The sequence below is a fragment of the Streptomyces spiroverticillatus genome (assembly GCA_014650415.1).
Taxonomy (GTDB): Bacteria; Actinomycetota; Actinomycetes; order Streptomycetales; family Streptomycetaceae; genus Streptomyces; species Streptomyces spiroverticillatus.
Window position 1 is genome coordinate 45,165 of sequence record BMUX01000025.1, and the last position, 23,766, is coordinate 68,930.

The window sequence follows — 23,766 nt, forward strand, 5'->3', positions numbered from 1 at the left end:
CGCTGAGCAGGACGCAGAACAACAGCTGGTCGGGCCCCTGGGAGCGGTTTCCGTTGCCGTGAACGACACCGGTGAGATCGGTGGTGCCCGTGACACCGCGCGGGACTTCCTGGAGTCCTTGCAGGCCGTGCACGGGCTGCCCGTGTCGAGCCGGGCGATCGGCATGGCCCAGCTGGTGGTAACCGAGCTGGTGACCAACGCCCAGAAGTACGCCCCCGGCCCCTGCCTGCTGACCCTTGAAGCCACCGGGGGCGTGGTCGCGGTGACGGTGTGGGACAGCAACACCACTCTTCCCGTCATCATGCCGCCGGACCCCGCCCGGATCGGCCAGCACGGCCTGGAAATGGTCACGGCGCTCTGCCAAAGCTTCGAGATGCACCGCGCGCCGGTCGGCAAGCGCGTCCGGGCAACCCTGACCCTCGCCGACGACCCGGGCGGCGCCGCGGCCGGCCGCCAGATGCTGTGAACAGAGAGCAGAATCGCCCACCAGCAAGTGCGCCACCCGTCCGCCGCTGAGAATGCACACGGCAAGGATGCGTCCGGTGGGCGGCGGGTAAACCCGAGTGGACCCGTGCTGAGTGCGGGGGTCCGGCCGCCGCCGCGTTCGCGGCGGCGGCGGCCGGGCGCGAGGCCCCCCCTCTGGGACCAGCCCTCGCGCGGGTGTCCTCGTCGTGGACCCCGGGCGGCAGCGGGAGATGCCTCTCCAGGACCCGTGCGGAGGGCGGAGGCTGAAGCAGCACGTGATCGGTGACGCTGCTCCAGCGGGTCGCAGCGAGTCGTCACGGCCCAGGGTCCGGGGAGCCGATGCGCGGGCGAAGCCCGACGTCTCTGTGGGCAAGAGTAGGGAAGCGTCGGCGCGAGCGGAAGAACACCCCGTGTGATGGGGCCGCTTCAGGCCGCGAGCGACCATTTGCTGGCCATTGCAGATCCCGGTAGTCAGTCACGCTCCGCTACACGACAGGGAAGGGCAGCTTCACCAGTACAGAGCCGACAACGTGGTTGCGGACCCGTCCGCCACGTCACGTTGTGCACGCGCTGGAGCGAGCGCAGCGACATCCCGGAAGGTGATCCCGGCGGATCGCGGCGTACAACTCAACCTTTGAGTACGAGACAGCTATCAGGTCCCCCGGCTGCAGAAGCACACCCCACAGTCACAGCGCAAGACCCCGACCGACGTCAGAACAAACTGACATCGCAAACTCGGTCAGACACCGACTCCCGCAGTCATCGAGAAACGACGCCCCCACTCAGGCTCTGGTCCACTTCGTGTGGTGTCTGCCTGGCACCCTGACGTGTACTTCTACCGAAGGCGCTTGACCTGCGCAGCACTGAGCCGACTGCCTCCCTGTCACCGCAGTTTGGGCTGTCACCACACGAAGTGGACCAGAGCCCCCACTCACTTACTTAAGAAGGCGTTGTCTTTCCGGATGTGATCGCTGAGTTTCCGCTGTTCAGGCATGGTTTTGGTGTTGCCGAGGGAGGGTTGGGGCGTTCGGTTCGTTCTCGGTGGCGCGGAGGTAGCTGGTGGCGTCGGTGATGGGGTTGCTGGAGAAGCGGGAAGCCGCTGCCCGGGTGCGGGTGGAGGAGCTCCGGGTGGAAGCGGACCGGATCCTAGCGGAACTCGGGGCTGCCGAGGTGGTGTTGGAACGCAGGGCGATCGCCCGGGCGGAACTGGGTGAGGCCCTGGCCTCCGACCGTGATGCGGTGGTCGCACCCGTTGCCGAGGCGCCAGATCCGGCGCCCGTTGTGGCCGGGGAGGGGCAGGTCCCGGTGGCCGGGTCGGTCGTGCGGCGGTGCGGGGAGGGGATGACCGTGCAGGCGCTCGCGCTGGATTACCGGCGGATCGTCGAGTTGGTGGAGTGCGGGCCGGGTGGTGGTGAGGGGGTGTCGGCGAAGGAGCTGGCGGCCCGGCTGGGGCTTGAGGTGGTGCCGGCGAAGGTCGAGACGGTCCGCTCCAGGGCGAAGCGTCTGGTCGAGCGGGGTTGGCTGTCGGCGTCGCCGTCGGGGCGGTTCATGCCGCGGCAGCCCATTGCGGCTGCTCGGAGGGCGGTCGGCATGCCGGGCGGGCCAGTCGGCGGCTCATGAGCATGGCCAGGGAGAAGTAGATGAACGTCTCGCTGGAGGCGGGCAGCGTCTCGAAGTCCCGCACCAGACGCCGCGATCGCATCAACCACCCCAACGTGCGCTCCACACACCACCATCTTGGCAGCACCACGAACCCCGCCATGTCGTCGCTGCGTTTGACGATCTGCAGCGTGAGCCGGAGTTTCTCCTTCGCCCAGGTAACCAGGTGGCCGGTGTAGCCATTGTCCGCCCAGATGAGGGTGCTCTTCCTGAACCGGGCATGGAGTGGGGGCAGCATCATGTGGGCGGCCTGCCGGTCGGTGACGTTCCCCGCGGTCACCAGCACCATCAGGAGCAGGCCGAGACTGTCTGTGATTACGTGCCGCCGCCTTCCGTTGATCTTCTTGCCGCCGTCGTACCCGCGTGAAGCGGCAGGCACCGAGGCGGCTCCCTTCACCGACTGCGAGTCGATGATCCCTGCGGTCGGCTCCACCTGGCGCCCCTCGGCTGTACGGAGGCGTCCGCGCAGCCGGTCGTGAAACTCCCGGGCCATGCCGTTCTTGCGCCACCTGCGAAAGAATGCGTACACACGGTCCCAGGCGGGAAAGTCGCACGGCATCGCGCGCCACTTGATGGCGTTGTCGGTGACGTAGAAGATCGCGTCCAGCATCTGACGATGGCAGTAGCCTTCCGGCTGTCCGCCCCGGCCCTCCAGCCACGCCGGCACCGGCAACGCGTCACGCGCCACCGCCCACTGGGCATCCGTCATGTCCGACGGGTACCGCTGCACTCTGTCCGGGCGGTCGGCCGCGTTCCCGAACCGGTGCGCGAGACAATCGCACGCCGAAGCGCGGGGGTTGGATGGAAACAGGGCCGCCACGCAAATCTGGGACAACAGGGCCTCCTGGTGCACGAGTGGTGTCGCAACCCGAGCTACCAAGAGGTCCTGCTTTCATGCATCCACCCAGTCGAGATCACCCGACCAGGGACCTCTGTTCGGTCAGAGCAGTCCTCATGATCGATGGGGATACGGCTTCTGACATGGCGATGAGTTACGGAAGCGGGAGTTGATCGTTCTTTGGGTGTGGCCAGCTCCATACAGGGAGTTGGGCCGGCTAAGGAGAGGATCGCGATGTCCGCCACGGACTTCGTCACGCTGAAGATGACGCACTACTTCGATCTGCTCGACGCAGACGGGGATGGGGTCCTCACAGAAGAGGACCACATTCTGATGGGCCAGCGGGCCGCGCAGGAGTTCAACTACGCCACCGGGTCGTCACAGGAGCAGAAGCTGGTCGACGCCTATCGCTCAGCCTGGAAGAAGGTCCAGCTTCCCCATGCCGACGAGGAGGGCAAGGTACGCCGGGACTCCTTCCTCACGGCGATCCGGGGCCTTTTCGCCCGGCCGGAGCTGTTCGAAGAAGTCTCCGGCGAGCTGATCGACAGTGTGATGAGCGTTGCGGACATCAACGGCGACGGTGTGATCCAGCCTGACGAGTACGCGGGCTTCATCCTGGCGCAGTCCCCGAAGATGTCCCGCACGGAGATCGAAGAAAGCTTCCTTCGTCTCGACCGTGACGGCAACGGTGTGATCGACAAGTCGGAGCTGGAGCAAGCCACCGTCGAGTACTTCACCAGCAGTGACCCCGAGGCCGCAGGCAACTGGCTGTACGGCAGGCCGCCGACGGCTGCCTAGGCTCACCCCGCCCATGCGAGGCCCCCGCGCAGCCGCAAGCACGCCGCTACGCGGGTGGCAGCCTCTGGTGGGGGACAAATCCATCTCGACCTCCACCGATACAGCCGCGAAGCCATCGAGGGCCCGCCCCCCTTCCCGCGCGTGAACAACTCTCCGGTCTGGGTTGGCCGACCGGCGTCGGCGCTACACCTACCCCCGACTGTCCCAGGAGCACAGCCCGCGAGGTCGTCCTCCTCCTGGACGGAGTGTGGAGCTCGGGACAGCCTTCTTCTCCGTCGCCCGTGCCGGTGGGGCGACCGGTCCGAGATCGGACACGGCCACGGATAGGGGCGATCTCGGATCGGTATGGCGCCGGTCTTTCGGTTCACTGCGCGCATCGCCCCGATCGCTGACACCCCGTTCACCTGTAGATCACGGAGAGTCGTGTTGCCGCCTATCCCTTCAGTGCCTTCCGGCACCTGTCTTCGCTCCAGCATCGCCCTGGCCCACGAACGGGGCCGACTGCCTCTGCGCCCCCAGCCGCGCCCGCTCCACGAGGCGTGGGGTACTGCTGCGTCTCTCGCCGCCCACTGTTCGGACCGCAGCCCTCTGCTGTTTGACGCAGACGTCAATGGCCTGGAGGAGATGATCCGCACCGGTTGCGTGCTGGTGTGGTGCCACAGCCGCTCCCGTGACGGCCGACCGCTCGACCCGGTATCCCGAGCCGCCCTCGACCGGGCCCGGGCACCGTTCGCGGAGGCCGACCTCACCCCGATCCTCGACGCCTGCGCCGACTGGGCCGCCCACACCCACGTCCTCGACGACGACGCCCTGCTGCCCATTTGGCTGATGAACCTCCTCGTCGGCCTCACCAGCACCCTCGCCTCCCGCGCGCGTCCCGTTCCGGCACCTGTCGGCGCGTCCCTGATCGACATCGCTGTACAGGACCCGCCCCACCCCGCGGACTCCACCGACACTCTGTGCCTGCTGCCGCCCAAGGATCTCGGGCGCCGCCACTTCAACCCGCCACACGACTGGGCCGCCCTCTGCGCCGATCTGGGCTTCGCCTGGCGCGGCGAGAATACCCCCACCTGCGTCTACGGATGGACCGGCTCCTGGGCGATGACGTACGGCCCCACGGACGAGGAGTCGATGGCCTGGTACATCTGCGGCATCGACGACCACGCCCTGGTCGTACGCGACGGCTTCGCCTCCCACGACGTCCACCTCCCCGACGCCACCGCCGGCCCCGGACAGCAGGCAAGTCTGATCGAAGTCGTCACCGGCGCCATGGACATCGACCTCCAGGAATACGTTCACAGCCTGCACACCCCCCACCGGGAAACCGGCCTCACCTACGACGTCCACCACGAACTGTGGTGGCTGACCAACGGCTACAACTGCGCCGGCCCCGGCTACATCCGCCACGGGGACGCCCCCTTCCCCGACGAACTCACCCAGATGAGCCTGAGCATCTGGGCCGCGGGCCTGTACGACATCCCCTACGACTGCGCCTACGGGAACGTCCTGACCCACTCGCGCCTCCTCATCGGCCGTCTCGACGAACTCGGGCTGGACCGGGAGGGCGCCTACCACGCCGTCGCTGGCTGCCTGCTGCGCAACGTCACCGATGTCCTCACCGGCCGCGACATCGCCTCCGGTGCGCAAGGGACCCTGAACTGGTACATCTGGGCGCTGGTCATCCCCCGATACAGCCCCGGCGCACTCCTGGCAGGCGCCGCCCTCCAAGTCGACCGTGCCACCGTCGCGGACCTGTGCGAAACCGCCCCACACGGCACTCACCTGACCAGCCGGGACGCCTACCACCGTGCCTTCGACGGCAAGACCGAGCTGTGCACCACCTGCCGGCCGATCCTGCTGCCCGCGATCTTCGACCTGCGGACTGCGGCAAGTGTCCCCGAAGCTCTTCGCGCACGTACCGTGCCGGCCGATACCAGCCTGCTCGGCACAGTCGACGCCGACGACGTCGACTGGAACATCGTCGAGGACTTCGACCGCTGGGCCGAGCGCGCACTCGATCTCGCTCGCGGCGCGAACCCCGCCACCGTCCCTTCACTGGACCATGACGGGAACGAGGTACTGATCCGGTTCATGCGCCTGGCCACGACGGGCGACCACCAGCAGGTGCGCACGACCGTCGCAGTGTGCGCCCTCCTCTCCATGGCCCGAGGCCGCAACATCTCCCGCCTGCTGGGCGTCCTCAACGTGCGCTCCAGCACCAGACCCACGACCACGCCCGCAGACGGCGAAGTCCCCTAAGACGGTATCCCCGGTCGCCCGGGACCCGCCCCACACCGCGTCCCTCTTGTCCCACCACCGAAAGAGCCCATGACCCCCGCCCTGCTCACCCCGGCCGGTTCCCTGTCCCGCGCGCCCGGTCACCTTCCCCTACTGGGGCATTCGGTCGCCCTCCTGCGTGACACCAAGGGCTTCCTGGAGTCCCTCGCCGGTGTCGGAGACGTCGTCCGCGTCAATGTCGGAACCGTCCCCGTCTACTTCCTCACCACGCCCGAACTCGTCCGTCGCGTCCTGGTCACCGACGCGGCCTCTTTCGAGAAGGGACGCTTCTTCGACCAGCTGCGGCCCTTGTTCGGCAATGGGCTGCTCGTCTCCAGCGGATCCTGGCACCACCGGCAACGCCGCCTGGTCCAGCCCGCGTTCCACCGCTCGCACATCAAGGACTACGCCGGGATCATGCGGCGCCACGCCCAGCAGCTGGCCGATTCCTGGCACCCCGGACAAACCGTCGACGTCGTCAAGGCCATGAGCGATCTGGCTGCCGCCGTCGTCTCCGAAGCGATGATCCGCACCCCGCTCGGAGCCACCGTGCGGGCCGTGATCGGCCGTTCTCTACCCGACTTTGCCCAGGGTGCGGTGATCCGCGCCCTCATGCCCGCAACGCTGAGCAGGCTTCCGTTGCCGTTCAACCGCCGCTTCGACACCGCGGCTCGCGAACTGCGCTCCGCCATCGAAGGAGCCGTACGCACCTACCGTGCCGACGACGGCGACCACGCAGACCTGCTCTCCATGCTCCTGCGCGCCCGCGACGCCGACACCGGCGAGCCGATGACCGACGCCGAGATCCGCGACGAACTCATCAACATCCTGATCGCCGGCACCGAGGTCACCGCCATGACCCTTGCCTGGGCCTTCCACGAGCTCGACCAGCACCCCGACATCGCCGAACGCTGCCGCGCGGAAGCGTTGGCCGCCACTGCCGACGGGCCCGTCACCGTAGAGGCCCTCCCCGGTCTCGGCCTCATCGACCGTGTCCTCAACGAGGTCTGCCGACGCCACGCCGCCCTGTTCCTCATGCGCCGCACCACCGCCCCGATCACCCTGGGCAGCGTCCATGTCCCCCAGGGCGCCGACATCGGGTACAGCATCCACGCGCTCCACCACGACCAACGCCACTACACCGACCCCGACCGCTTCGACCCCGACCGCTGGCTCCCCGGCCGCCAGGCCGACCTGCCCAAGGGCGCCTTCATCCCCTTCAGCGCGGGCAACGCCAAGTGCGTCGGCGACGGCTTCGCCTGGACGGAAATGAAGATCGTGCTCGCCACACTCCTCTCCCGCTGGCACCTACGTCAGGCCACAGGAAACATCGTCGGCGAATCACTGGCCACCATCCCCCGACCCACCCACCTGACCATGTCAGTCGAGTCCGCAACGGCTGCGGACATCTGATACGTAGGCGGTCCACCAAGGGCGTTGCGGCACTCGTACGCCCGCAGCCACCGACCCTATGCCTGACCAGTGAAAACACCGTCATTAGTCCGGAAAGACAACAGCTTCTAACCACGGGGCGGTTCCGGGCGACGGGGGTGTTTCAGCGGGGCATGGTGAATGCCTGCTGGGGGGTGCTGGTGGTGTAGTAGGCGGCGACCGCGGAGAGGACTTCGTTCTCGGTGACGAGTCCGTCGGCGTCGGTGCGGTGTTCGGCCGCGACCCTGCGGGCCTGGGCCGGGTCCGCGCCGAGTGCGACCAGCATGCACTCCACTGCGGCGACGCTGACACGCTGGTCGCCGTCGTGGTCGGCGGCGGTGAAGACAGCCTGGTGCCAGGGCAGCGCAATCCGGGCGAACCCCTCGGGGTCCTGGTGCATGCCCGACAGCGCGGCGCCGATGAATTCCTCGCGGGTGATCCGCCCGTCGCGGTCGGCGTCGGCGAGTGCAGCCATGCCGTTCCAGTACTGGTCGGCTGCCTCCGCGAGGGGGGCAGTCTGGTCCTGCCCGTCGGAGCGGGGACCGGGAAACGCGCGAGCGGCTTTCTGGGCCATCAGCTGGAAGTCCTGGCGGGTGAGGTGGCCGTCGCCGTCGTGGTCGAAGGTGTGGAAGCGGGCTGCCATCTTGGCCCGGTAGTCGTCGAGCTCGCTCACGGAAAACCCCTCGCGGATAGTGGTGGTGGGTGCGAGAGCCGAGACTAGGCGGGCCACACGGCCCTCCATGGGCGGTGTTCGCGTGCCCCCGTGCGCCGCCGTCGCGCCCCGCCGCCCTGCCTGCTGTCGTCCGAGGATGGGCTTGCGGGCCCGGCCGGCAGGGCCGGATGCCCCTGTCCAGCGTCATGAGAGGACGACCGTGATCACGCTGACCGAGACGCTCGCCGTACGTTCCGTGCCCGGCTTCCTGGACCCGAAAGAGATCGCCTTCCTCACCGGGCTCCTTGACGACCACCTGGCGGCCACCGGCTGGTCGCCCGCCTACGTGGGCGAGGAACTCGACGATCTGCCCCCGCGGGTGCAGGAGGTTCTCGATGCCGCTGTCGCCCGGCATCTTCCGCAGATCCAGCAGGTCTTTCCCTCAGCGGTGGGCACCTCGCCCTGGCAGTACATCGAGTTCGGGCCGGGCGAAGGCGCGGTCCGCCACCTGGACGGCATCGGGCCCGACCCGCTGGCCCGACCGCGGCACGTCGCCCGCATCGGCGTGAGCGTCGAAGACGCAGTCACCGGAGGCGAGTTCTTCATCGAGACGGCCCCCAGCGACGGCATCTGGGACACACGCTTGGCCGACGGCCCCCACCGCGGCTACGAACCCGGCATGCGCTTCACCCGCATCGCGCCCCACGACAAGATCTCGCGCGGCGAGCAGGACACATCCTGGATCCACACCGTCACCGGGCACCCCGACGTCCTGCCCGCCGACACCGGCACCGCCACCGTCTACGGCGCCCAGCTCATCCACGGCATCCGCCCCGTGGGCCAGGGCCGCTGCCGCAAATTCATCACGGGCCTCCTCGCCGACCAGTAACCACCCCCGGACGGCAGAGCCAACAGCCCTGGCCGTCTGGGGCACACCGGGAAGCGCCTGCCACAGAAGCAGACCGTCACGGGCAGGGTGCCATGCCGCCGAGCGTGGTCCTCAGGAGCTCTCGACGTCCAGCATGGCCGTCTTCGAATCCTCGTTCGCGGTGAAGTCGACCTCGATGGGAACCTCCCTGCCCGGCCGCCGGGGCGCAAGAAGAACAGGTGCCTCCCCGGGCCGCTGTGCCGTATCGGCGTGCTCGCGCATCAGGTTCTGGCCGGCAGCAGCGGTGTGCTGGCGTGCCTGCTCCGCTCGGACGGGGTCATCCTCGTCGGCCTGCGCCACACCGCCGGTCAGCAGCAGCGCGCCTGTAGCAAGTCCTGCCGTCACATATTTGATCACCCGTGAGAACGACTGCGACCTCTCGGATGTCACGCATGAAGACGCCTTCCGATATGGCGATCTTCGCGGAATCCGGTCTCACTTAAAGGAGGGTTTCGGGGTACTTCTGAGAGCGCGGCTCCTCGCCGGGGACCCGTCCCCGATCACAGCTTTGCAGAAGAGGATCAGTGAGCTGGAGGACGACAGAGTGAACCAGGTATGCCGAGGGAGGGGACGGCGCAGACGCCCCGCTCTGCGGCTGGTTCCGGACCGGGGGACATGGGTCCGCCTATGCGTACGAGGAGCGGGTGCCGGTGCCCCCGCCGGAGCCGAAGCGGCCCAGGCCGGCCGTAGCACACCGACGGACCGAGGCAGCCGAGACGCCCGCCTCGCCAGCAAAGACGGACGGGCGTCTCCGATCCTGCCGACGGTCAGAGGGGGTAGAAATCCGACTGCTCCACCAAGCTGGCTCCGCCGAAGTCGGGCAGATGCACCGTCACCAGGCACCGAGGCAGTCGCAGACAACGCCGCGCACGCTGCCCGCCGGCCCGGTTCACGCCCTTGCGTGCGCTCCCGTGCGGATATCTTCTGCCGCCCTGCGGCAGCCCGGCATATCTCCGGACGGTTGCGGCCACCGTGGCCAATTCCGATGGTTTCGGACGGTCCAGGTGAAAGGTAGCGTCCAGGTCGAAGTTGCCCCGTTCGTATGAGCGTAAAGGAGAGCGTCTGTGCCCAGCATCTTCGTGAACGGCAAGTCCACCGGCCCGTACATGTTCATCCACGAGGTCACCGGTACGTACCTGGAGACCGACAACTACCACGACGGCATCGGCCAGGCCGTGCAGATCTGGAACCTCGACCCGGTGCAGAAGGACAAGGGCTTACTGGGGCACCTCTGGCACATCGAGGCCGCGCCCGAAAGCGGCTACTTCCTGATCAAGAGCAACGAGAACGGCCGCTGCCTCACGGCGGGCAACAGCGCCACCGACTACCCCCGCCTCCAGCAGCCCGACAACAGTCCCAAGCAGCAGTGGCAGCTCCTGCGGGTGCACGGCAGCGACGCCGTCGCCCAGGACGCCGACAGCTACGCCCTCATCCCCCGGGCCTTCCCGGGCCACGCGCTCGCCCCGCAGGCCAACCGCCAGCTCAACGACGTCTACGTGGTGCCGACCTCGATGTGGGGGACGTCCCCCTCGTTCTCCCAGTACTGGAAGGTCGTCCTGAAGACCGAGAAGACGGAAGCCGCAGCGGACGGCATCGCCTGACAACCGGGCGCCGGGGCGAGCCGTATACGCCCCGGCGCCTGCGCCTTCCACCTCCGAACGCCCCTGCCCCACTCCACGGGCACCGGGTCGGACCGCTGTCGGCTGGTGACGGTTGCTGCCCGCACGCCGGCGAGCCGAGCGGCGGCGCAATGCAGGCGTCAGTGGTGTCCGTACAGGTGCAGCGGCATGGCCAGGTCGATCTCCTGGCCGTCGTTCATCGCGTACCGGACCATTTTGATCGCGAGTTGCGTCATCGTCGCGGACGGTGTCGGCAGTCCGCCGAACTGGGTTGCGGCGAAGAAGCCCCACACGGCGGTCGGCACCACCGCATCCCACATCGAGCGCTCCAGGCCGAACTCGTCGGCGTCCGCGTCACCGAGCATGTAGCGCACCAGTGCGGTCGCCGGGGGCACGGTCATGTCCTTTGGTCCGGCCATGGAGGCGAAGTGCTCGATCGTCGCCTTGACGTACGTCGCGGACTGCGGCGTCACCCGCGCGTGGAGGGTGTCGACCGCCTTCGCCCGCTCGCGTGCCGCAGTCAGGGTCATGGGCATGCCGTCGTCGGACATGCCCAGCAGGTGACCGCCCACCCGGCACTCGTGGAAGTAGTCCTCCGCCTCCTGCTCGCTCGGGTCCACGTTGAGCTTGTACAGGTGATCGATCAGGTAGCTGGTGAACAGGTTCCCCTCGGCGAGCATGTCCAGCTGGCTGAGCGGTGCACCCCACTTCGCGGTGTCCCAGTTCCCTTCCGTGTGCAGCAGGTAGCGCACCGCGGAGTGCGCCATGCGCACCCGTACCGGCGTGACGAACCCTGCCCCGTCGGGACCGTAGGGGTCCGGGCGGAGCATGTCGCCCACGGCCCGCAGCGCCTTGGCGAAACCCTGTTTGTTGTCGTGCGGGCCCTCGATCCCGAAGATGGCCGCGGCCGAGGCGGGGTAGCGCATCCGCTCGGGCGTCACATCCAGCACCGCGGCGAACGAAATCTGCTGCGCGTTGGCCCGGGCGAAACGGTGCCCCGCGGCCATCTGCTCCGGGTCGGCCCACGACGGCAGCTGGAAGGACGACTCCAGGAAGTCGCGCAGCTTGGCGGGCAGCCCGTCCGGCACCGCCTGGCCGTTGGTTTCCCAACCCTTGAGCGCCTCATTGACAGCCGCGCCCTGCCCACGCCGGAAGACATCGGCGACGGCTTCGTCGCACGGCGGGTCCGCGAGCTGCTTCAGACGCTCCAGATGGGCCCTCTCCTTGGGGTCGACCTCGGCCACAGTCCGCAAAGGCTCGCGGTTCGGTGCGACCCGGGCGGATGCGGTGGCCGGCCCAGCGCCCACCAGTGCGGTGGCACCGGCCGCCGCTGCCGTACTGAGGAGGTGACGTCGTGTCATGGCGTTGCTCATGAGCTGATCTTGGTCAATCGCTCCCGTCACCAGAGCATGGGAGCGCGGACAGTCCCCCGATCGGAGCAGCCTGGGATCGAGACGGGCAGGCCCAGACTGCGAAGACGAAGACCGTAGACGGGGTGACGTACAGCTATGTGACGCCGTCCGTGGCAACCGGCATACGGTGACCGCCGAGGTGGCTGAGAGGGGGCTTTCCCGCAGGCCCGCGTTGGCGGGCCTGCGGGAAAGTCCCGGCTGATGACGCACAGGCTGCTGCCCTGCAGGGCAACTTGCCTATATCGGGATTCAGCTGACCTTGGAATCGATCCAGGTGCGGTAGAGAGCGGTCTCGGTATAAACACCGTAGGTGCCGGCACGGGCGCACCCACTGCCCCAGGAGGCGATGCCAACAAGTCTGCCGTTTTGAATGAGGGGGCCGCCCGCGTCGCCGGTGCAGGCGTCCTTGCCACCGGCGTCCTCGCCGGCGCAGATCATCCCGGCGTGGATCGGCATGTTGTGCATGTCCCTGCACTTAGTGAACGAGACGAGCGGAATCCGCACATAGCGCAGGGATCCGGCTGCCGGGCCGTGGCGGAAGGTGGGCCCTGGCGGGGGCTCGGAAGTACTTCCCCATCCGGCCATGGTCGCGCTGCCGGTGAACTTCTGGCCCTGTGTGGGCAGGGCGGCGGTGGTGAGGTTGAGCATGGGTGCCTTGAGCTTGATCAGGGCGATGTCGTTCATGATGGTGTACTCGCTGAAGCCCTGGTGTTTCACGATCTTGACGACCTCGCGGGTCTCGGTGACGCCGGGCACGGTGTTGCCCAGGCCGAGCAGCCCTCCGGTCACCTTGAACTGGCTGGGTGCTGCCCGGTCCACGCACTGGGCTGCGGTCAGTACCCAGTCGGCCTTGATGAGGCTGCCGCCGCAGAAGTGCTTCCCGTTCTTCTGCACACTCACGATGTGGGGGAACTGTCCGGCCACAGCCGGGTGACCGCCGATGACAGCATGCGCGGCAGGAGCGGTGGCGACGAGCAAGAGCAGCGTCGCAACCAGTGCGCCGACCGAGGCCAGAAGGCGCCCAAGGTCACTGCAGGGGGACGTCGTTGTGGGGTTGCTGTGGGTCATGGAGTGATCATGGCAGTGGCGCTGATGTGATGGAGCTGTGTTCTCCGTCCTTGGCCAGAAATGCTCAACACGGGCTGGACGGCGCGCGTGAGCAAGAGCAGGACACGTGTTGCATGATCCATGGTGCTGGGGAAGGCAGGTGGCACTCAAGAGCGTCGATGGCCAGCTGCGTTGGGGCAAGAGCTGTTGGAGCCATTGAGTAGCGGAGGACTCGCGAGGCCGTCCCTGCCACAACTGGTCACTGACCGCCTATGCACAAGGATCGGCAAAAGAGCAGTGCCTGGGCCCCAGGACCAAAGCCCGTCCGTCGCCAGTCCTGCCGAGTACCAGCTCGATACCCCGGGCTCCTGCTGACGCCCGCAGGTCTCTGACGCCGTGCCGGGACCTGCGCCTGTCCCGGTGAGGCAGCAGGAGCAGTAGCGGGGCCAGTGACTCCCTGGATTCCAGACGCAGCACCAACTGGTCGGTGCCAGGGATGACTTCACTGATCCCGAGAGGGTGTCGTCCTCGCCCGCCGCCGAGGGCCTGCAGCACGTAGGACTCTAGCCGGGCCTGGTTTCCCTCCCTGGCCGCAGGCACCAGCTCGGACCAGTCCCGAAGACTGCTGAGGCGCTCGCGCGCTCCCATCAGGCTCTCGCCGGTGAACTGGCGACGGACGTCGACGACGTACTCCTTGATGAGCATCACGCTCTCCTTTGGTCCCGCCCCGGCCCGGCAGGGAGTACGTGAAGTTTCAGAACCGAACGTTCTGTGCTGACATCGTTAGAGGAGGTGTTCTCCGTCGGTGACAGGGCCGGTTAGCGCCACCCGGAACTGGCCGCCACGTAACAGCCAGGGAAGCAGCAGACAACCGTGCCGTTCCCTCCGGGCGCAAGCCCTGAGACGTGCGACGGCGAGGAATTACCTCAAACGGAGGATGGCAGGCCTGCTTAGGGCTGACAGCCGTGGCCGCGAGCTGTGCTCTCCACAGGCGCCCTGAGCCGCTGCATGCCGGAGGGGCCCGTACGCTTCAAGAGCCGGACGGCCGAACAGGTCGGCGGCGGCTTCATGATCCTCGTCCGCGGCATGGAAGCCGTCCCCGATGACCATCCCCATCGACGAGGTCGTCCTTCGTCGAGGAGCCCCGCGAACTGAGCGACGAACCAGTCTGCGGAAGCGAACCGGAGGAATGGACGCGCTCGGCCGCTATCACTGAGGCCAGAAATCCTCCGGACCGCCTTCCCGCGACGGTAGCTTCCCGGTGAGGCTGTTTCGTTCGAGCCACAGGGGAGTCGGTTCTTGGGATTTGAAGACGTTGACGTTATCCGCTTGGCGGGTCTGCCGTGCTATCCAGCAGCAGATCGCCCTGCCGGTGCCGTCACCCTGGGCGAGCTCACCCAGTACGGTCTCGAGCGCCGGCGTGGAGGCACCCAGGCGCCGACCGTGTGGCTGGTGGAGGCTCAGGGCGGAGGATTTCGCCACCGCCTGGCCTACGGCCCGCTCGGCCTCGCGCCCGCAGAGCCGCTCGCGGATGCCAGCACCGACAAGCAGTGGCGGGCCATTCAATGTCAGACGGCGTCACGGATGGTCGCTCTGGAGGCCAAGGAACTCCTCGCCCGCGCCCGGTACCGGGCAGGGTTGGTCGAGGACCGGAGCCGTAACGGCATGGTTCTGAGGCCGCGGAGGCGGCCTTACGAGACCGGCCACCCGCTGGTCGTGGCGGCACGTACCGCTGCCTGCTGCGGGCGTCTTACCGAGCTTGCCGTCCGTTCCGTGTATGAGCGGATCAGCGAGCACTACCTGCTACGAAGCGAACCGGGACCGCTGTGCGAGCCGGAGCAGCACCCCGGGCAGGGCGTGTACTTCGCCGAGATCCTGCCGCAACTGGAAAAGCTCGTCGCGCACCGAGCGAAGGGCGAAGGAGTTTTCGTCTGGGGTGCTGCCCCACTCCTTGCCCTGTACGCCGAGGTGAAGATCGCCCGTGGAACGGTCAGGCGCAAGGACACGTACCGACTGAGAGGCCGCTGGCACGACCTGCAGGCCGACGAAGCACGGTGGCGAACAGGGGAGGGGAGCCTGCGCCATCTGCGGGCGTTTCCCGCCGGTGATGATGCGGCTGGGGACGCTGCTCATCTGGTGACGCTGGTCCATGAGATTGCCGAGTCCTTCGACATCGAGCGGTCTGCAGACGACTACCGGCTCCCGTTGCCCGGCCCGTCACCGGCCCCTCCCGTGGCCGACGAGTACCTGCTGCCGTGCGTGATCGGCACGGCTGCACCGCTCGCCGAGGCCCCAGATGTGGTGACCGTGCCGGCGCGGCTGCTGGACGGTCCCACGGACACTTCTCGGGTCAGCCGTGGCCGGCGCGAGCAGCCGTTGCTCCGCCAGTGTCTGCTCCGGCAACGGATTGCCGCACCGTGTTCGCTGTGCGGAGACACGTACCCGTCGGCATATTTGCGCGCGGCGCACATCAAACGCCGTGCAGAGGCGAGTGAGGACGAGCGGCGTGACCTCGCTGTGGGGATGCTTGCCTGCACTTTCGGCTGCGACCAGATGTTCGAACTGGGCGACATCTTCGTGGAAGACGACGGAACGGTCGGCGGCCGTGAGCAGACGGGAAGCGACGCTTTGGACCTTGCGATCGGCAGAATCGCGGGCCGCCGATTCCTTGGCTTCGCCTCCGACCAACGGCCCTATTTCCGTCACCATCGGCAAGCGCATGGTCATGAACCGGATGCGCCGTAGTGGTGGCCGTGCGGGCAATCCCCACCGGCTCCTTCCACGGTCTCGATGGGTCGGCGGAGCGACTTCAATGAGGGGTTTGTCCGGGCTCCTCGCGAGTGGGGGACGTACTATGCGGCACCTGCTCTGCAGAGCACGGCGAGGGTGTCCGGAGACATGATCTGTGTGTCTTCGGTGGGGGGAAGGCGCCGGAGGACAGCATTCCAGGTTTCCTGCGGCATGCGGGAGGAGGGTCGTTCCACGGTGGCCCGGAGATCGAGAACTGCCGTTCCGGCCGGGTCGCAGAGGACGAACTGCTGGTCGACGTCCAGTCTTTCGTCGGTATCGCCGCGGAAGCGCTGGAGGCGAAGGGGGAGCCCGAAGGCGGGATCGACGAGTGCGGCCACCAGGCGATGAGGCCCGGGGCCACGTCCAGGAGTGTGCGAGGAACGTAGAACGAGCCGCGTGATCTCGCTGCGATAGCCGTCCAGGAAATAGGTGTTGGAGACGGTGTGCAGCAGGGCGGCCCGGCGCAGGAGACCGCTGCCCAGCCAGTCACCGCGTCGCTGTTCCTGGGTGAAACGATCGCCAGGGTTGTTCCACCGCGTGCGGTGCTGAATCTCCGCGCTGGTCCACGCTCGGGGGGAAGATTTCCAGCAGAGCAGCGCGTCATCGGGGTTGGTCCACTGTTCCAGCATCTGCTCGATCGCCTTGCGCCACGATCGTGCAGGAATACCGGTCAGGCGAAGCCGTGCGGGCTGGCCCAGTACCTGCAGTTCGATCGCCGTGCGGGCGCGGCGGGTGATGCGCAGCCCCGGTACTCCGTAGACCTCTTCGTCCGAGACGTACGAAGGCAGCAGGTTGAAGAGAATCTCCGCCGCCCGCTCCTCGCTTTCTACCCGGAGGGAGACGCTGTCCGGTTCGGGGCGTACTGCGGCGATGCCCAGGGGGTAGCGCGTGAAGACGTTGCGGAACTCCAGGAGGCTGAGAAGCACTCGTGACTCCAGGAGGACCTGTTGCGGTGTTGCGGCCGGGGGAATCGGCGGCGCGTCCGGTCCGAGTGCGTCGACGGCCTGCCGAGCCTGTTGGACGCTCTCTCCGGTGTACGTGCGCCGAAGCATGGAGATGGCCTGGGGTGTCGCAGTCATGGGTCTCCTGCACGTCTCGGCCCAGAACGCACGAATTCCCATCGAATGCCAGAAGGCGGGCTGTGGACCGGTTCACCCGAGCGCGGAGAAAGCAGGGCCGAAGTATCTCCAGGGAGCGGTGGTTGGCCGCAGCGCAAGACTAGCCGACCTTCCACGCATCCGTGCGCTCCTGCCGGGGCTGGACAGTGCTCTGTGAGTCGTCTTCGGGCGGCATGAGCGGAGCCTGACAGGGGGCAGCTCGCAGGAGGTTGCGGCCGGGGATGGTGTTCGGCGTGCGCAGTGACTTCAGAAGGGGGCGCCGGCTCGGAACGGAATTCCATTTCGCATCGCTTTATGGAATTCCATCCGCATGGAATTCCACCTCGCGGTGAGGGGCTGTGCATGCCCGGGTGCAGGCGTTCTGGTAATTCTGCATGCCTGCTGGCCTAGTGCGTCGGGGAACGGTCAAAAGTGGTCCGCGTATGGTCATTTATCGAGTGCGAAGGATCGTTCACCTGGCGTTATCCGCCACCGATGGGAACGGGCGTGCGGGGCGAGGTGGTCCGGTTAGCGGTCTTTATTTTTGGGCCCAGATTTTCGGGAATTCGAGGAGCGGGAGGCGCTATGTTCGTCGGACAAACACGGAATCCCCCGGCGCGGCATGCCAACCAGTACCGGGGGGCCGTGGATTCACCGTTCTCGAAGGAGGAGGTCCTTATGAGGGGCGATTCTGATGCCGGCCCGCGGGGGCTGGCGAGGTTCGACGGTAGCAACCGGAGGGTGCCGCGGCGCAGCGAGCGTGTCTGGGCTGTCATGTCGTTGGTGGGAGCCGTGATTGCGCTGGCAGTGGTGCCCGTTGTGCTGTTCTGGCCGGTCTGGCAGAACGCGGCCGGAGCTTCCATCGCGGTGGCGGCGCTGAGCGCGGGGGTGATTCCGCCGCTGTACGCCGGTTGGCGTCGCCGCCACTAGCGGCCCGGCGGCCCAGGGTCACGGCTCTGGTCCGCCCTTTCCGGGTCGGCTGGCGCAGGGCGGGGGTGTTTACGCCCCCACGGAATCGGATGAGGGTTGCTGTGGTCGAAACAAGGGGACAGGGAAGCGCGGTGCCCGAGGAACCGTCGGAGGGCCAGTGCATTGCCTGCGGGAAGAGCTTCGTGCGCTCTGCCGTGGGACGCCGGAGGCTGTACTGCAACCGGCGGTGCCGCCGCCGCAGGGCGGCAGGACAGCGGACCGCCGCTGTGCGGACGGCACCGCACGCGTTTCCGACGGCGCTGAGCATGGCTCAGGCGCTGCAGGCGGCGGCGGACGCTCTGCTGGAGGGGGAGTACACGCAGGAGCGCCTGGCCGAGCTGTTGAAACGGGCCGACCGGGTCAGCGAGGCGGTGGCCTGCTACAAGGCGGCGGCGGTCATGGACGCCCGGGGGCGCGGGGACACCTGGCCGCAGATCGGGGCCGCGGCATTCGTCTCCCCGGCCACCGCACGCTCACGGTGGAACGCCGCGGAAGCGGAGCGGCAGTTGCGCCGCTGCGTCGAGCAGGGGCACTCCGCGGGCGGCGCCGCTGCGGCGCCGCGCATGCCCAGGAGTGCTGACCGGTGTGCGGCCGCCGGTGAGGGCGGTGCAGGGATGCGGGCGCGTGCGGCGCGGATGCTGTCGGGAGTGCTGTCGCTGCTGGTGCGCTACAGCGCGCTGTCCCTCAAGGAGGTGGCGGACAGGACGGGGATGTCCCCCTCCTATCTGTCACGGATCGTCGCGGGAGAGCGGGTGCCCGCCTGGAGCGCCGTGCTGGCTCTGACCGCCGAACTCGGTGCCGACCCGCAGGACCTGCGGGCCATGTGGGAAGCGGCACAGGGGTGGGCGAAGCCGCCGCGTCCGGGGCTGGAGACAGCCGTTTCCAACCTCGCGGCGGCGCTGCGCGGCACCTACCTCGCGGCCGGCTGCCCGCCCTACGAGCGTGTCGCCGAGGCCACAGCCGGTGTCGTGCCGGGCGCAGCGGTCCAGGACGTGCTGCTGGGCAAGGCGGTGCCCTGCTGGGAGATCACCAGCGCGCTGCTCACCGCGCTGCACGCCCACCCCGGCGACTTCCGCGGACTGTGGGACGACGCCAACTACGCCTTCCTGCTCTGCGTTGTCCCGCCCGCCGACCCCGGCACCTTTGACCTGCCACCCCCACTCCCGCCCCACGACACTGGTGAGTGATGCCATGAACCTGCGAGTGCAGACGCCCCCGTCCTCGGCCCGTACCGCCGCTGCGGTGCGCGCATATGCCGCCTTCCGCGACCAGCGGCAGCCCCACTACTACCGCTACGCGCTCCTGCGGCTGGGCGACCCGGACGCAGCCCGCCGGTGTGTGCAGGAAACCCTGGACGAACTCGCCCTCTTATGGTCCGAAGTACTGGTCAGCGCCCACCCCGCCGCAGTGGCCTGGCAGCTTCTGGGCCAACGGGTCAACGACGCCAGGAGCCGGGCGGGTTGCCCACCGGAACCGCAGCGGGACACCGAACTCCTCAGCCAGGAAATGTCGCTGTCACGGGCGGAAATCTCCACCGTCACCGGACTCGACGAAGCCGCCGTGGCTAGCCACCTGCTCCAGGCTGCACGCCGACACCAGTGAGCCCCCGGCATATTCACTCTGGCGCAATCATGACCTTCGACACGTCGTCACTCGGAGGAGGACTGTCGGGCCCGCACTGAACCTTCCTACGATGTCTGCTCCAGACAGCGGGGACGGCAGAAGGGGCTCGATGAACAGTCAGCAATGGAGCCTGCCGGACACCAATCCCAGCATTCCCAGCGTCGCGCGCATGTACGACTACCTGCTCGACGGGCGCGACAACTACGCAGCCGACCGGACAGCGTGCGAAGTCCTCCTCAGGGAGGTGCCCAGCATGAAGGACCTGGCCCTGAACAACCGGGAGTTCCTGCGCCGTGTGGTCCGCCACCTCGCGGACGAGCGGGGAATCTCCCAGTTCATCGACCACGGATCGGGCCTGCCCACACGGGACAACGTGCACCAGATTGCCCAACGGCACATCCCCGACGCCAAGGTCCTCTACGTCGACAATGACCCCATCGTGCTGGCCCACGGCCGTGCCCTGCTCGGCAACAACCCGCATACCGACGTGCTCCAAGCCGACATGCGCGACACCAAGGGCATCTTCGATCACGCCGACAGCAGCGGGCTGATCGATTTCCATCAGCCGGTGGCCGCCCTCTTCGTGTCCGTACTGCACTGCATCCCCGACCGGGACGACCCCGCCGCCGTCATCCGCAACGTCGTGGACCGGCTCGTGCCCGGCAGCTTCCTGGTGATCTGCCAGCTCGTCAGCGAAGACAGTGAACTGCGCGACAGTGTCACTGCGTTCATGCAACGAGAGACACAGGGCCACTGGGGGCGGGTGCGGCAGCGCCACGACGTCCGGGGCTACTTCGAGGGACTGGACATCATCGATCCGCCCGGCCTGGTCGAGGTGTCGACCTGGATGCCGGACAACGAACTCATCCGTCCTCAGCGCACCTTCGAGTGGGAGGAATGGGGTGGACTCGCCAAGGTGCCGGCCTGAGCTGCCCGGTGCCCGGGTGGCGGGCCGTCACCGCCACTCGTGCACGCGGTCCTGCAGCCACTGAACGGACTCCTCCGGGGTACGGATCACCGTTGCCAGCCGGTTGAGAAGTTCGAAGTAGTGCTCCACCTGGCCAGGATCCCGGAGGAACACCGAGCTGGCCGTCTGCTCGATATACACAGCGTCGGGCAGCTCATCCAGATTGAACCGCAGGTAGGTGACGTTGCTGGTGATCGGCACTTTGCTCCGCGCCTCGGCGGGGACCACCTGCACGGTGACCCGCGGGTGCCGGGCGCACGAGAGCAGGTGCTCGGCCTGCCGCAGCCGCACCCCTGGGTCCGCCACCGAGTGCAGCAGCACGTCCTCACGGATCGCCACCCACAGATGGGTCGCGTCCTCGTCATCGCGCTGGTCACCGAACTGCCGCTGGCGCTCGCGGCGCAGGCTGACGATCCGCTCCACAGCGTGATCGGTGTACGTGGGCCACTCGGCACGGACCACCGCCCGCGCGTACTCCTCCGTCTGCAGCAGCCCCGGCACGTAGTCCGGCTCGAAGACGCGGACCAGCGAAGCCGCACCCTCCAGGGACAGCAACGGGGCGAAGAAACCCTGCACCGAGTCGTGCCACGGCTGCCAGAACTCCGGGCGCTTCGACAGCTCCAGTACGCGCATGAACTCCGCCACATGCAGCGGGTACGTCACCCCGTACAGGTCCAGCAGCGCCCGGGCGTCTGCTTCCTTGAGGCCCTGATCCCCCAGCTCGATCCGGGTGATCTTGGGCTCCGAGTACCTCAGACGTTCCTTGACATCGGCCGGCTTCAGGCCCGCCGCCACCCGCAAGGCACGCAGCTTCCCACCCAGAATGATCTTCAGGGCGGAGGGACTGTCCTCCACCCTGCCGAGCACCGGCATCAGCGGCTCCGCAGCCGCCGACATCTCCGACGGCCCTATCGGGAAAGGGGAATGCGCATCAGCGGCGGGCATCGGAGACTCCTTGCGGCAGTACGGACCGACCTCAGTATCGCGCCCGTACCGCGCTGCAAGGCGGAACACTCCCCTCCGCAACCATTTTCAGCCGATAATGAAATCGAACTGACCTTCCCGAGCTCCCGCGAGGAATGCCTCCGCCTCGGCAGGTGTGAATACCAGAGCCGGGCCGTCCGGGAAGCGGGAATTGCGCACCGCCATGCCGCCCCCGTCGAGCGCGGCTACCTCCACACAGTTCCCCTGCCCGTTGCTCTGTTGGGCCTTCGCCCACTGGACACCCTCGATCATGCTCGCCGTGATCCCGTTGCCGATCGCCGAAGACGACATTGCCCGCTCCTCACATCGCACGGTCACGCGCCTCAACCAACGCGCTGGAATTCCGTATGGAATTCCATTCCCGGCAGACGTGGCGAGTATCCTCAAGGCTGAGACGCAGTGGTGCCGTTCGAATGAAATCCCCCACAGGAGTCCTCCCTCGATGGCTCTGCCAGCAAGGAAACCTCAGATCACCCACCCGTCGACACCCACCGAAACTCCCGAAAACCTTGGCCGGGATGCATCCCCCCGCCCCGCTTCCGGCAGCTACCTGTCGAACGTCCTCGAACTCGGGCTCGGCCCAGCGGTATTCTCCGCACGCCAGTACCAGCACACCCCCCAAAGTGTGGCCGAATCACGCGCCTTCACCTTGCAGTGCCTGACCCGCTGGCGACTTACCCACCCCCACGAGGACTTCGCCCGCACGGCCCAAGACCTCGTCGGCGAGCTGGTACACAGCGCCGTCAGCCACTCCAGCCCCGCAGCGGCCCATCCCGCCAACGGCCCCTGGGTCTCACTGCATTTACGCCCCCATACGCTGATCTGCGCGGTGAGTGACCTCAGAGCCGATTTCGCCCATCCCCCGCCACGGCCTGCGGCCCACTCTGACAAACACGGGCTCCTGCACATCGATCACCTCAGCAACCGATGGGGCTGGCACCCGATATCACCGCAGGGAATAACCGTGTGGGCACAACTGCAACTGCCCGCCCACGAAGGCGCTCCCACCTCACCCCGGGAAGGGGGAGCACCCAACCCGCCCCTTTGACCGAGTCCAGCCTCCGCTACATGCCGGGTGCATCGAAGTCACCCGCGAGGACGGGCGTGAGCAATAGTCAAGAGTTATGGTTGGGGCCTTTCGGCGCGGCGACCTCGGCTGCTGCGAGGCGGGCGTCTTCGCGCACGTGTGGGCGGGGGTGGTGGAGGTACGGCTCGATGTGCAGTCGGGCCAGCGGGTTGTGGGTGGCGCCGCCGCCCCTCTCAGTCGACGGTCACCGCAGATCGCTCTCACTGCTGCGTTGGTGGCCGTCACCCTCGGCAATGTTGTTGCGCGTTCGCCGACTCGCTGCCGACTGTCATGGCCGGGCGGCTGCTCGTCGCCGCCGGGGCCAGCCAGTTCACCCCACACGCGTCCTCCCTCGCGGCTGCCCTCGCTCCGAAAGGCCGCTCAGGTAAGTCCCTCGCCCTGGTCACCACCGGCCTGGTGATGGGGTCGGTGGTAGGGGTGCCCTCGGGTACCTGGGTGGCAGACATCTTCGGCTGGCGTACCACGCTCGCAGTCCTCGCAGCCGGCCACCGCTGCCGTGGCTGTGCCTCTCGCAGGCGGGCTGCGCGGCGTAGTCTCTGAGCCCACCGCGCCCCAGCCGAGGGAGAGGTTCGCTGTCCTACGAGGATCACTGATTCGGATGGTTCTGACAGTCACGATCTTCGCAGTAATCGAGGAGTACGCCGTGCTGACTTACGCCGCCACCGTGTTCGCCGAGGCCGCTGCCAGGGACGGCAGCCGGCTCGCAGTGCCGCTCTTCGCCTTCGGACTCGGCGGCCTAGCTGGCAACGCTATCGCTGGCGCCACCCCCAGGTCGTGCGGGGTGGTGGCCGGATCGGCACGCATGAGCTGCAGGCGCCGGTCGTTGATCAACGTGTCGTCCCAGGTGGACTCCGACAGGAAGAACTGTAGCCGCTGCACGGCCGCGTCCTTCGAGCCGGTGACCGGCTCGGCGCCGGCCAGACAGGTCAGTGTCTTGTTGTGGTTGCGCGGCGCCAGCAGGGCCGTGAGGTACTCGCGCAGGCCGCGCCGCTGGGCGAGTGAGGCCAGCAGTCATCGAAGCGGGCCGCGTACCCCTCCAGCGGGCCGGGGGCGGGCGGGCAGGTACGTCGCTCGGTCATCGCTCCTCCCGGGAAGCGGTCTCTCCTACCGCTGTATGAGCATC

Annotated in this window: 21 protein-coding genes and 1 pseudogene; 13 read left to right on the top strand and 9 right to left on the bottom strand. The window is 67.8% G+C overall.

Translation table 11 applies throughout. From position 1 onward, the window contains the following. Nucleotides 1–58: 58 nt before the first annotated feature. Entirely contained in the window at nt 59–466 is a 408-nt protein-coding gene (locus IE269_RS38405; protein ID WP_229898454.1) for an ATP-binding protein, read from the top strand. A 1,058-nt stretch (nt 467–1,524) separates the two neighbouring features. Beyond that, complete coding sequence (locus IE269_RS38410; RefSeq protein ID WP_229898453.1) at nt 1,525–2,085, top strand: hypothetical protein; 561 nt, start codon at nt 1,525–1,527, stop codon at nt 2,083–2,085. Here the strand turns inward: IE269_RS38410 and IE269_RS38415 are convergent. Next, nucleotides 2,012–2,833: an IS5 family transposase gene (locus IE269_RS38415; protein ID WP_189827959.1), complete on the bottom strand. Its 822-nt coding sequence runs from the start codon at nt 2,831–2,833 to the stop codon at nt 2,012–2,014. The two genes, IE269_RS38410 and IE269_RS38415, sit on opposite strands and share 74 nt — an antisense overlap. A 363-nt stretch (nt 2,834–3,196) precedes the next feature. Between IE269_RS38415 and IE269_RS38420 the strand changes: the two genes are divergently transcribed. The 3 genes from IE269_RS38420 to IE269_RS38430 all read left to right on the top strand — a co-directional run bounded on the left by IE269_RS38420 (nt 3,197) and on the right by IE269_RS38430 (nt 7,450). Beyond that, complete coding sequence (locus IE269_RS38420; RefSeq protein WP_189827960.1) at nt 3,197–3,760, top strand: EF-hand domain-containing protein; 564 nt, start codon at nt 3,197–3,199, stop codon at nt 3,758–3,760. 624 nt (nt 3,761–4,384) lie between these two features. Beyond that, on the top strand, nt 4,385–6,019 hold the full coding sequence (locus IE269_RS38425) for a hypothetical protein (RefSeq protein WP_189827961.1): 1,635 nt from the start codon (nt 4,385–4,387) through the stop codon (nt 6,017–6,019). A 69-nt stretch (nt 6,020–6,088) separates the two neighbouring features. Next, complete coding sequence (locus IE269_RS38430; RefSeq protein WP_189827962.1) at nt 6,089–7,450, top strand: cytochrome P450; 1,362 nt, start codon at nt 6,089–6,091, stop codon at nt 7,448–7,450. A gap of 142 nt (nt 7,451–7,592) precedes the next feature. Here IE269_RS38430 and IE269_RS38435 read toward each other — a convergent pair whose 3' ends face one another. After that, a complete protein-coding gene (locus IE269_RS38435) occupies nt 7,593–8,141 on the bottom strand; it encodes an EF-hand domain-containing protein (RefSeq protein WP_189827963.1) in 549 nt (182 codons plus the stop codon). A gap of 199 nt (nt 8,142–8,340) precedes the next feature. Here IE269_RS38435 and IE269_RS38440 point away from each other — a divergent pair, with 199 nt between their 5' ends. Further along, nucleotides 8,341–9,009 carry a hypothetical protein gene (locus IE269_RS38440; RefSeq protein WP_189827964.1) on the top strand — a complete coding sequence of 223 codons (669 nt, stop codon included), beginning with the start codon at nt 8,341–8,343 and terminating at the stop codon, nt 9,007–9,009. A gap of 111 nt (nt 9,010–9,120) precedes the next feature. Here IE269_RS38440 and IE269_RS38445 read toward each other — a convergent pair whose 3' ends face one another. Then, a complete protein-coding gene (locus IE269_RS38445) occupies nt 9,121–9,405 on the bottom strand; it encodes a hypothetical protein (RefSeq protein WP_189827965.1) in 285 nt (94 codons plus the stop codon). A gap of 707 nt (nt 9,406–10,112) precedes the next feature. Between IE269_RS38445 and IE269_RS38450 the strand changes: the two genes are divergently transcribed. Next, nucleotides 10,113–10,649, top strand: coding sequence for an RICIN domain-containing protein (locus tag IE269_RS38450; protein ID WP_189827966.1), 537 nt, complete (start codon nt 10,113–10,115; stop codon nt 10,647–10,649). Between the two features lie 158 nt (nt 10,650–10,807). Here the strand turns inward: IE269_RS38450 and IE269_RS38455 are convergent, their stop codons facing one another. Next, the gene (locus tag IE269_RS38455) at nt 10,808–12,040 is read right to left on the bottom strand and encodes an oxygenase MpaB family protein (RefSeq protein ID WP_189827967.1); all 1,233 of its coding nucleotides are present in this window, start codon (nt 12,038–12,040) and stop codon (nt 10,808–10,810) included. 288 nt (nt 12,041–12,328) lie between these two features. Then, entirely contained in the window at nt 12,329–13,147 is an 819-nt protein-coding gene (locus IE269_RS38460; protein ID WP_189827968.1) for a serine protease, read from the bottom strand. Between the two features lie 1,278 nt (nt 13,148–14,425). On the opposite strand from IE269_RS38460, the gene IE269_RS38465 reads away from it, so the two are divergent. Further along, complete coding sequence (locus tag IE269_RS38465) at nt 14,426–15,871, top strand: hypothetical protein (RefSeq protein ID WP_189827969.1); 1,446 nt, start codon at nt 14,426–14,428, stop codon at nt 15,869–15,871. A 107-nt stretch (nt 15,872–15,978) separates the two neighbouring features. On the opposite strand, the gene IE269_RS38470 is transcribed toward IE269_RS38465, so the two are convergent. After that, a complete protein-coding gene (locus tag IE269_RS38470; RefSeq protein WP_189827970.1) occupies nt 15,979–16,995 on the bottom strand; it encodes a hypothetical protein in 1,017 nt (338 codons plus the stop codon). Between the two features lie 801 nt (nt 16,996–17,796). Here IE269_RS38470 and IE269_RS38475 point away from each other — a divergent pair. From IE269_RS38475 to IE269_RS38490, 4 genes are all read left to right on the top strand, one after another. Beyond that, the gene (locus IE269_RS38475; protein ID WP_189827971.1) at nt 17,797–17,943 is read left to right on the top strand and encodes a hypothetical protein; all 147 of its coding nucleotides are present in this window, start codon (nt 17,797–17,799) and stop codon (nt 17,941–17,943) included. Between the two features lie 305 nt (nt 17,944–18,248). Then, complete coding sequence (locus IE269_RS38480; RefSeq protein WP_189827972.1) at nt 18,249–19,169, top strand: helix-turn-helix domain-containing protein; 921 nt, start codon at nt 18,249–18,251, stop codon at nt 19,167–19,169. A gap of 4 nt (nt 19,170–19,173) precedes the next feature. Continuing rightward, a complete protein-coding gene (locus IE269_RS38485; RefSeq protein ID WP_189827973.1) occupies nt 19,174–19,584 on the top strand; it encodes a hypothetical protein in 411 nt (136 codons plus the stop codon). A 130-nt stretch (nt 19,585–19,714) separates the two neighbouring features. Beyond that, nucleotides 19,715–20,533 (top strand): SAM-dependent methyltransferase, encoded by an 819-nt coding sequence (locus tag IE269_RS38490; RefSeq protein WP_189827974.1) that lies wholly within the window; start codon nt 19,715–19,717, stop codon nt 20,531–20,533. A gap of 27 nt (nt 20,534–20,560) precedes the next feature. Here the strand turns inward: IE269_RS38490 and IE269_RS38495 are convergent, their stop codons facing one another. Together IE269_RS38495 and IE269_RS38500 are read right to left on the bottom strand one after the other, a co-directional pair. After that, nucleotides 20,561–21,517 (bottom strand): helix-turn-helix domain-containing protein, encoded by a 957-nt coding sequence (locus IE269_RS38495; RefSeq protein WP_229898452.1) that lies wholly within the window; start codon nt 21,515–21,517, stop codon nt 20,561–20,563. An 87-nt stretch (nt 21,518–21,604) separates the two neighbouring features. Then, nucleotides 21,605–21,847, bottom strand: coding sequence for a DUF397 domain-containing protein (locus IE269_RS38500; protein WP_189827975.1), 243 nt, complete (start codon nt 21,845–21,847; stop codon nt 21,605–21,607). A gap of 895 nt (nt 21,848–22,742) precedes the next feature. Here IE269_RS38500 and IE269_RS43895 point away from each other — a divergent pair. Beyond that, nucleotides 22,743–23,183: an MFS transporter gene (locus IE269_RS43895; RefSeq protein WP_368861147.1), complete on the top strand. Its 441-nt coding sequence runs from the start codon at nt 22,743–22,745 to the stop codon at nt 23,181–23,183. Between the two features lie 222 nt (nt 23,184–23,405). Here the strand turns inward: IE269_RS43895 and IE269_RS38510 are convergent. Then, nucleotides 23,406–23,722 (bottom strand): annotated as a pseudogene (locus tag IE269_RS38510) (IS701 family transposase); the annotation flags it as partial. Nucleotides 23,723–23,766 lie beyond the last annotated feature (44 nt).

Bases quoted from the DNA above. Each gene is read 5' to 3' on its own strand.
- IE269_RS38415 (WP_189827959.1), bottom strand. From the start codon at position 2,833: ATGACGGATGCCCAGTGGGCGGTGGCGCGTGACGCGTTGCCGGTGCCG.
- IE269_RS38420 (WP_189827960.1), top strand. From the start codon at position 3,197: ATGTCCGCCACGGACTTCGTCACGCTGAAGATGACGCACTACTTCGAT.
- IE269_RS38425 (WP_189827961.1), top strand. From the start codon at position 4,385: ATGATCCGCACCGGTTGCGTGCTGGTGTGGTGCCACAGCCGCTCCCGT.
- IE269_RS38430 (WP_189827962.1), top strand. From the start codon at position 6,089: ATGACCCCCGCCCTGCTCACCCCGGCCGGTTCCCTGTCCCGCGCGCCC.
- IE269_RS38455 (WP_189827967.1), bottom strand. From the start codon at position 12,040: ATGAGCAACGCCATGACACGACGTCACCTCCTCAGTACGGCAGCGGCG.
- IE269_RS38460 (WP_189827968.1), bottom strand. From the start codon at position 13,147: ATGACCCACAGCAACCCCACAACGACGTCCCCCTGCAGTGACCTTGGG.
- IE269_RS38470 (WP_189827970.1), bottom strand. From the start codon at position 16,995: ATGACTGCGACACCCCAGGCCATCTCCATGCTTCGGCGCACGTACACC.
- IE269_RS38480 (WP_189827972.1), top strand. From the start codon at position 18,249: ATGGCTCAGGCGCTGCAGGCGGCGGCGGACGCTCTGCTGGAGGGGGAG.
- IE269_RS38485 (WP_189827973.1), top strand. From the start codon at position 19,174: ATGAACCTGCGAGTGCAGACGCCCCCGTCCTCGGCCCGTACCGCCGCT.
- IE269_RS38490 (WP_189827974.1), top strand. From the start codon at position 19,715: ATGAACAGTCAGCAATGGAGCCTGCCGGACACCAATCCCAGCATTCCC.
- IE269_RS38495 (WP_229898452.1), bottom strand. From the start codon at position 21,517: ATGCCCGCCGCTGATGCGCATTCCCCTTTCCCGATAGGGCCGTCGGAG.
- IE269_RS38500 (WP_189827975.1), bottom strand. From the start codon at position 21,847: ATGTCGTCTTCGGCGATCGGCAACGGGATCACGGCGAGCATGATCGAG.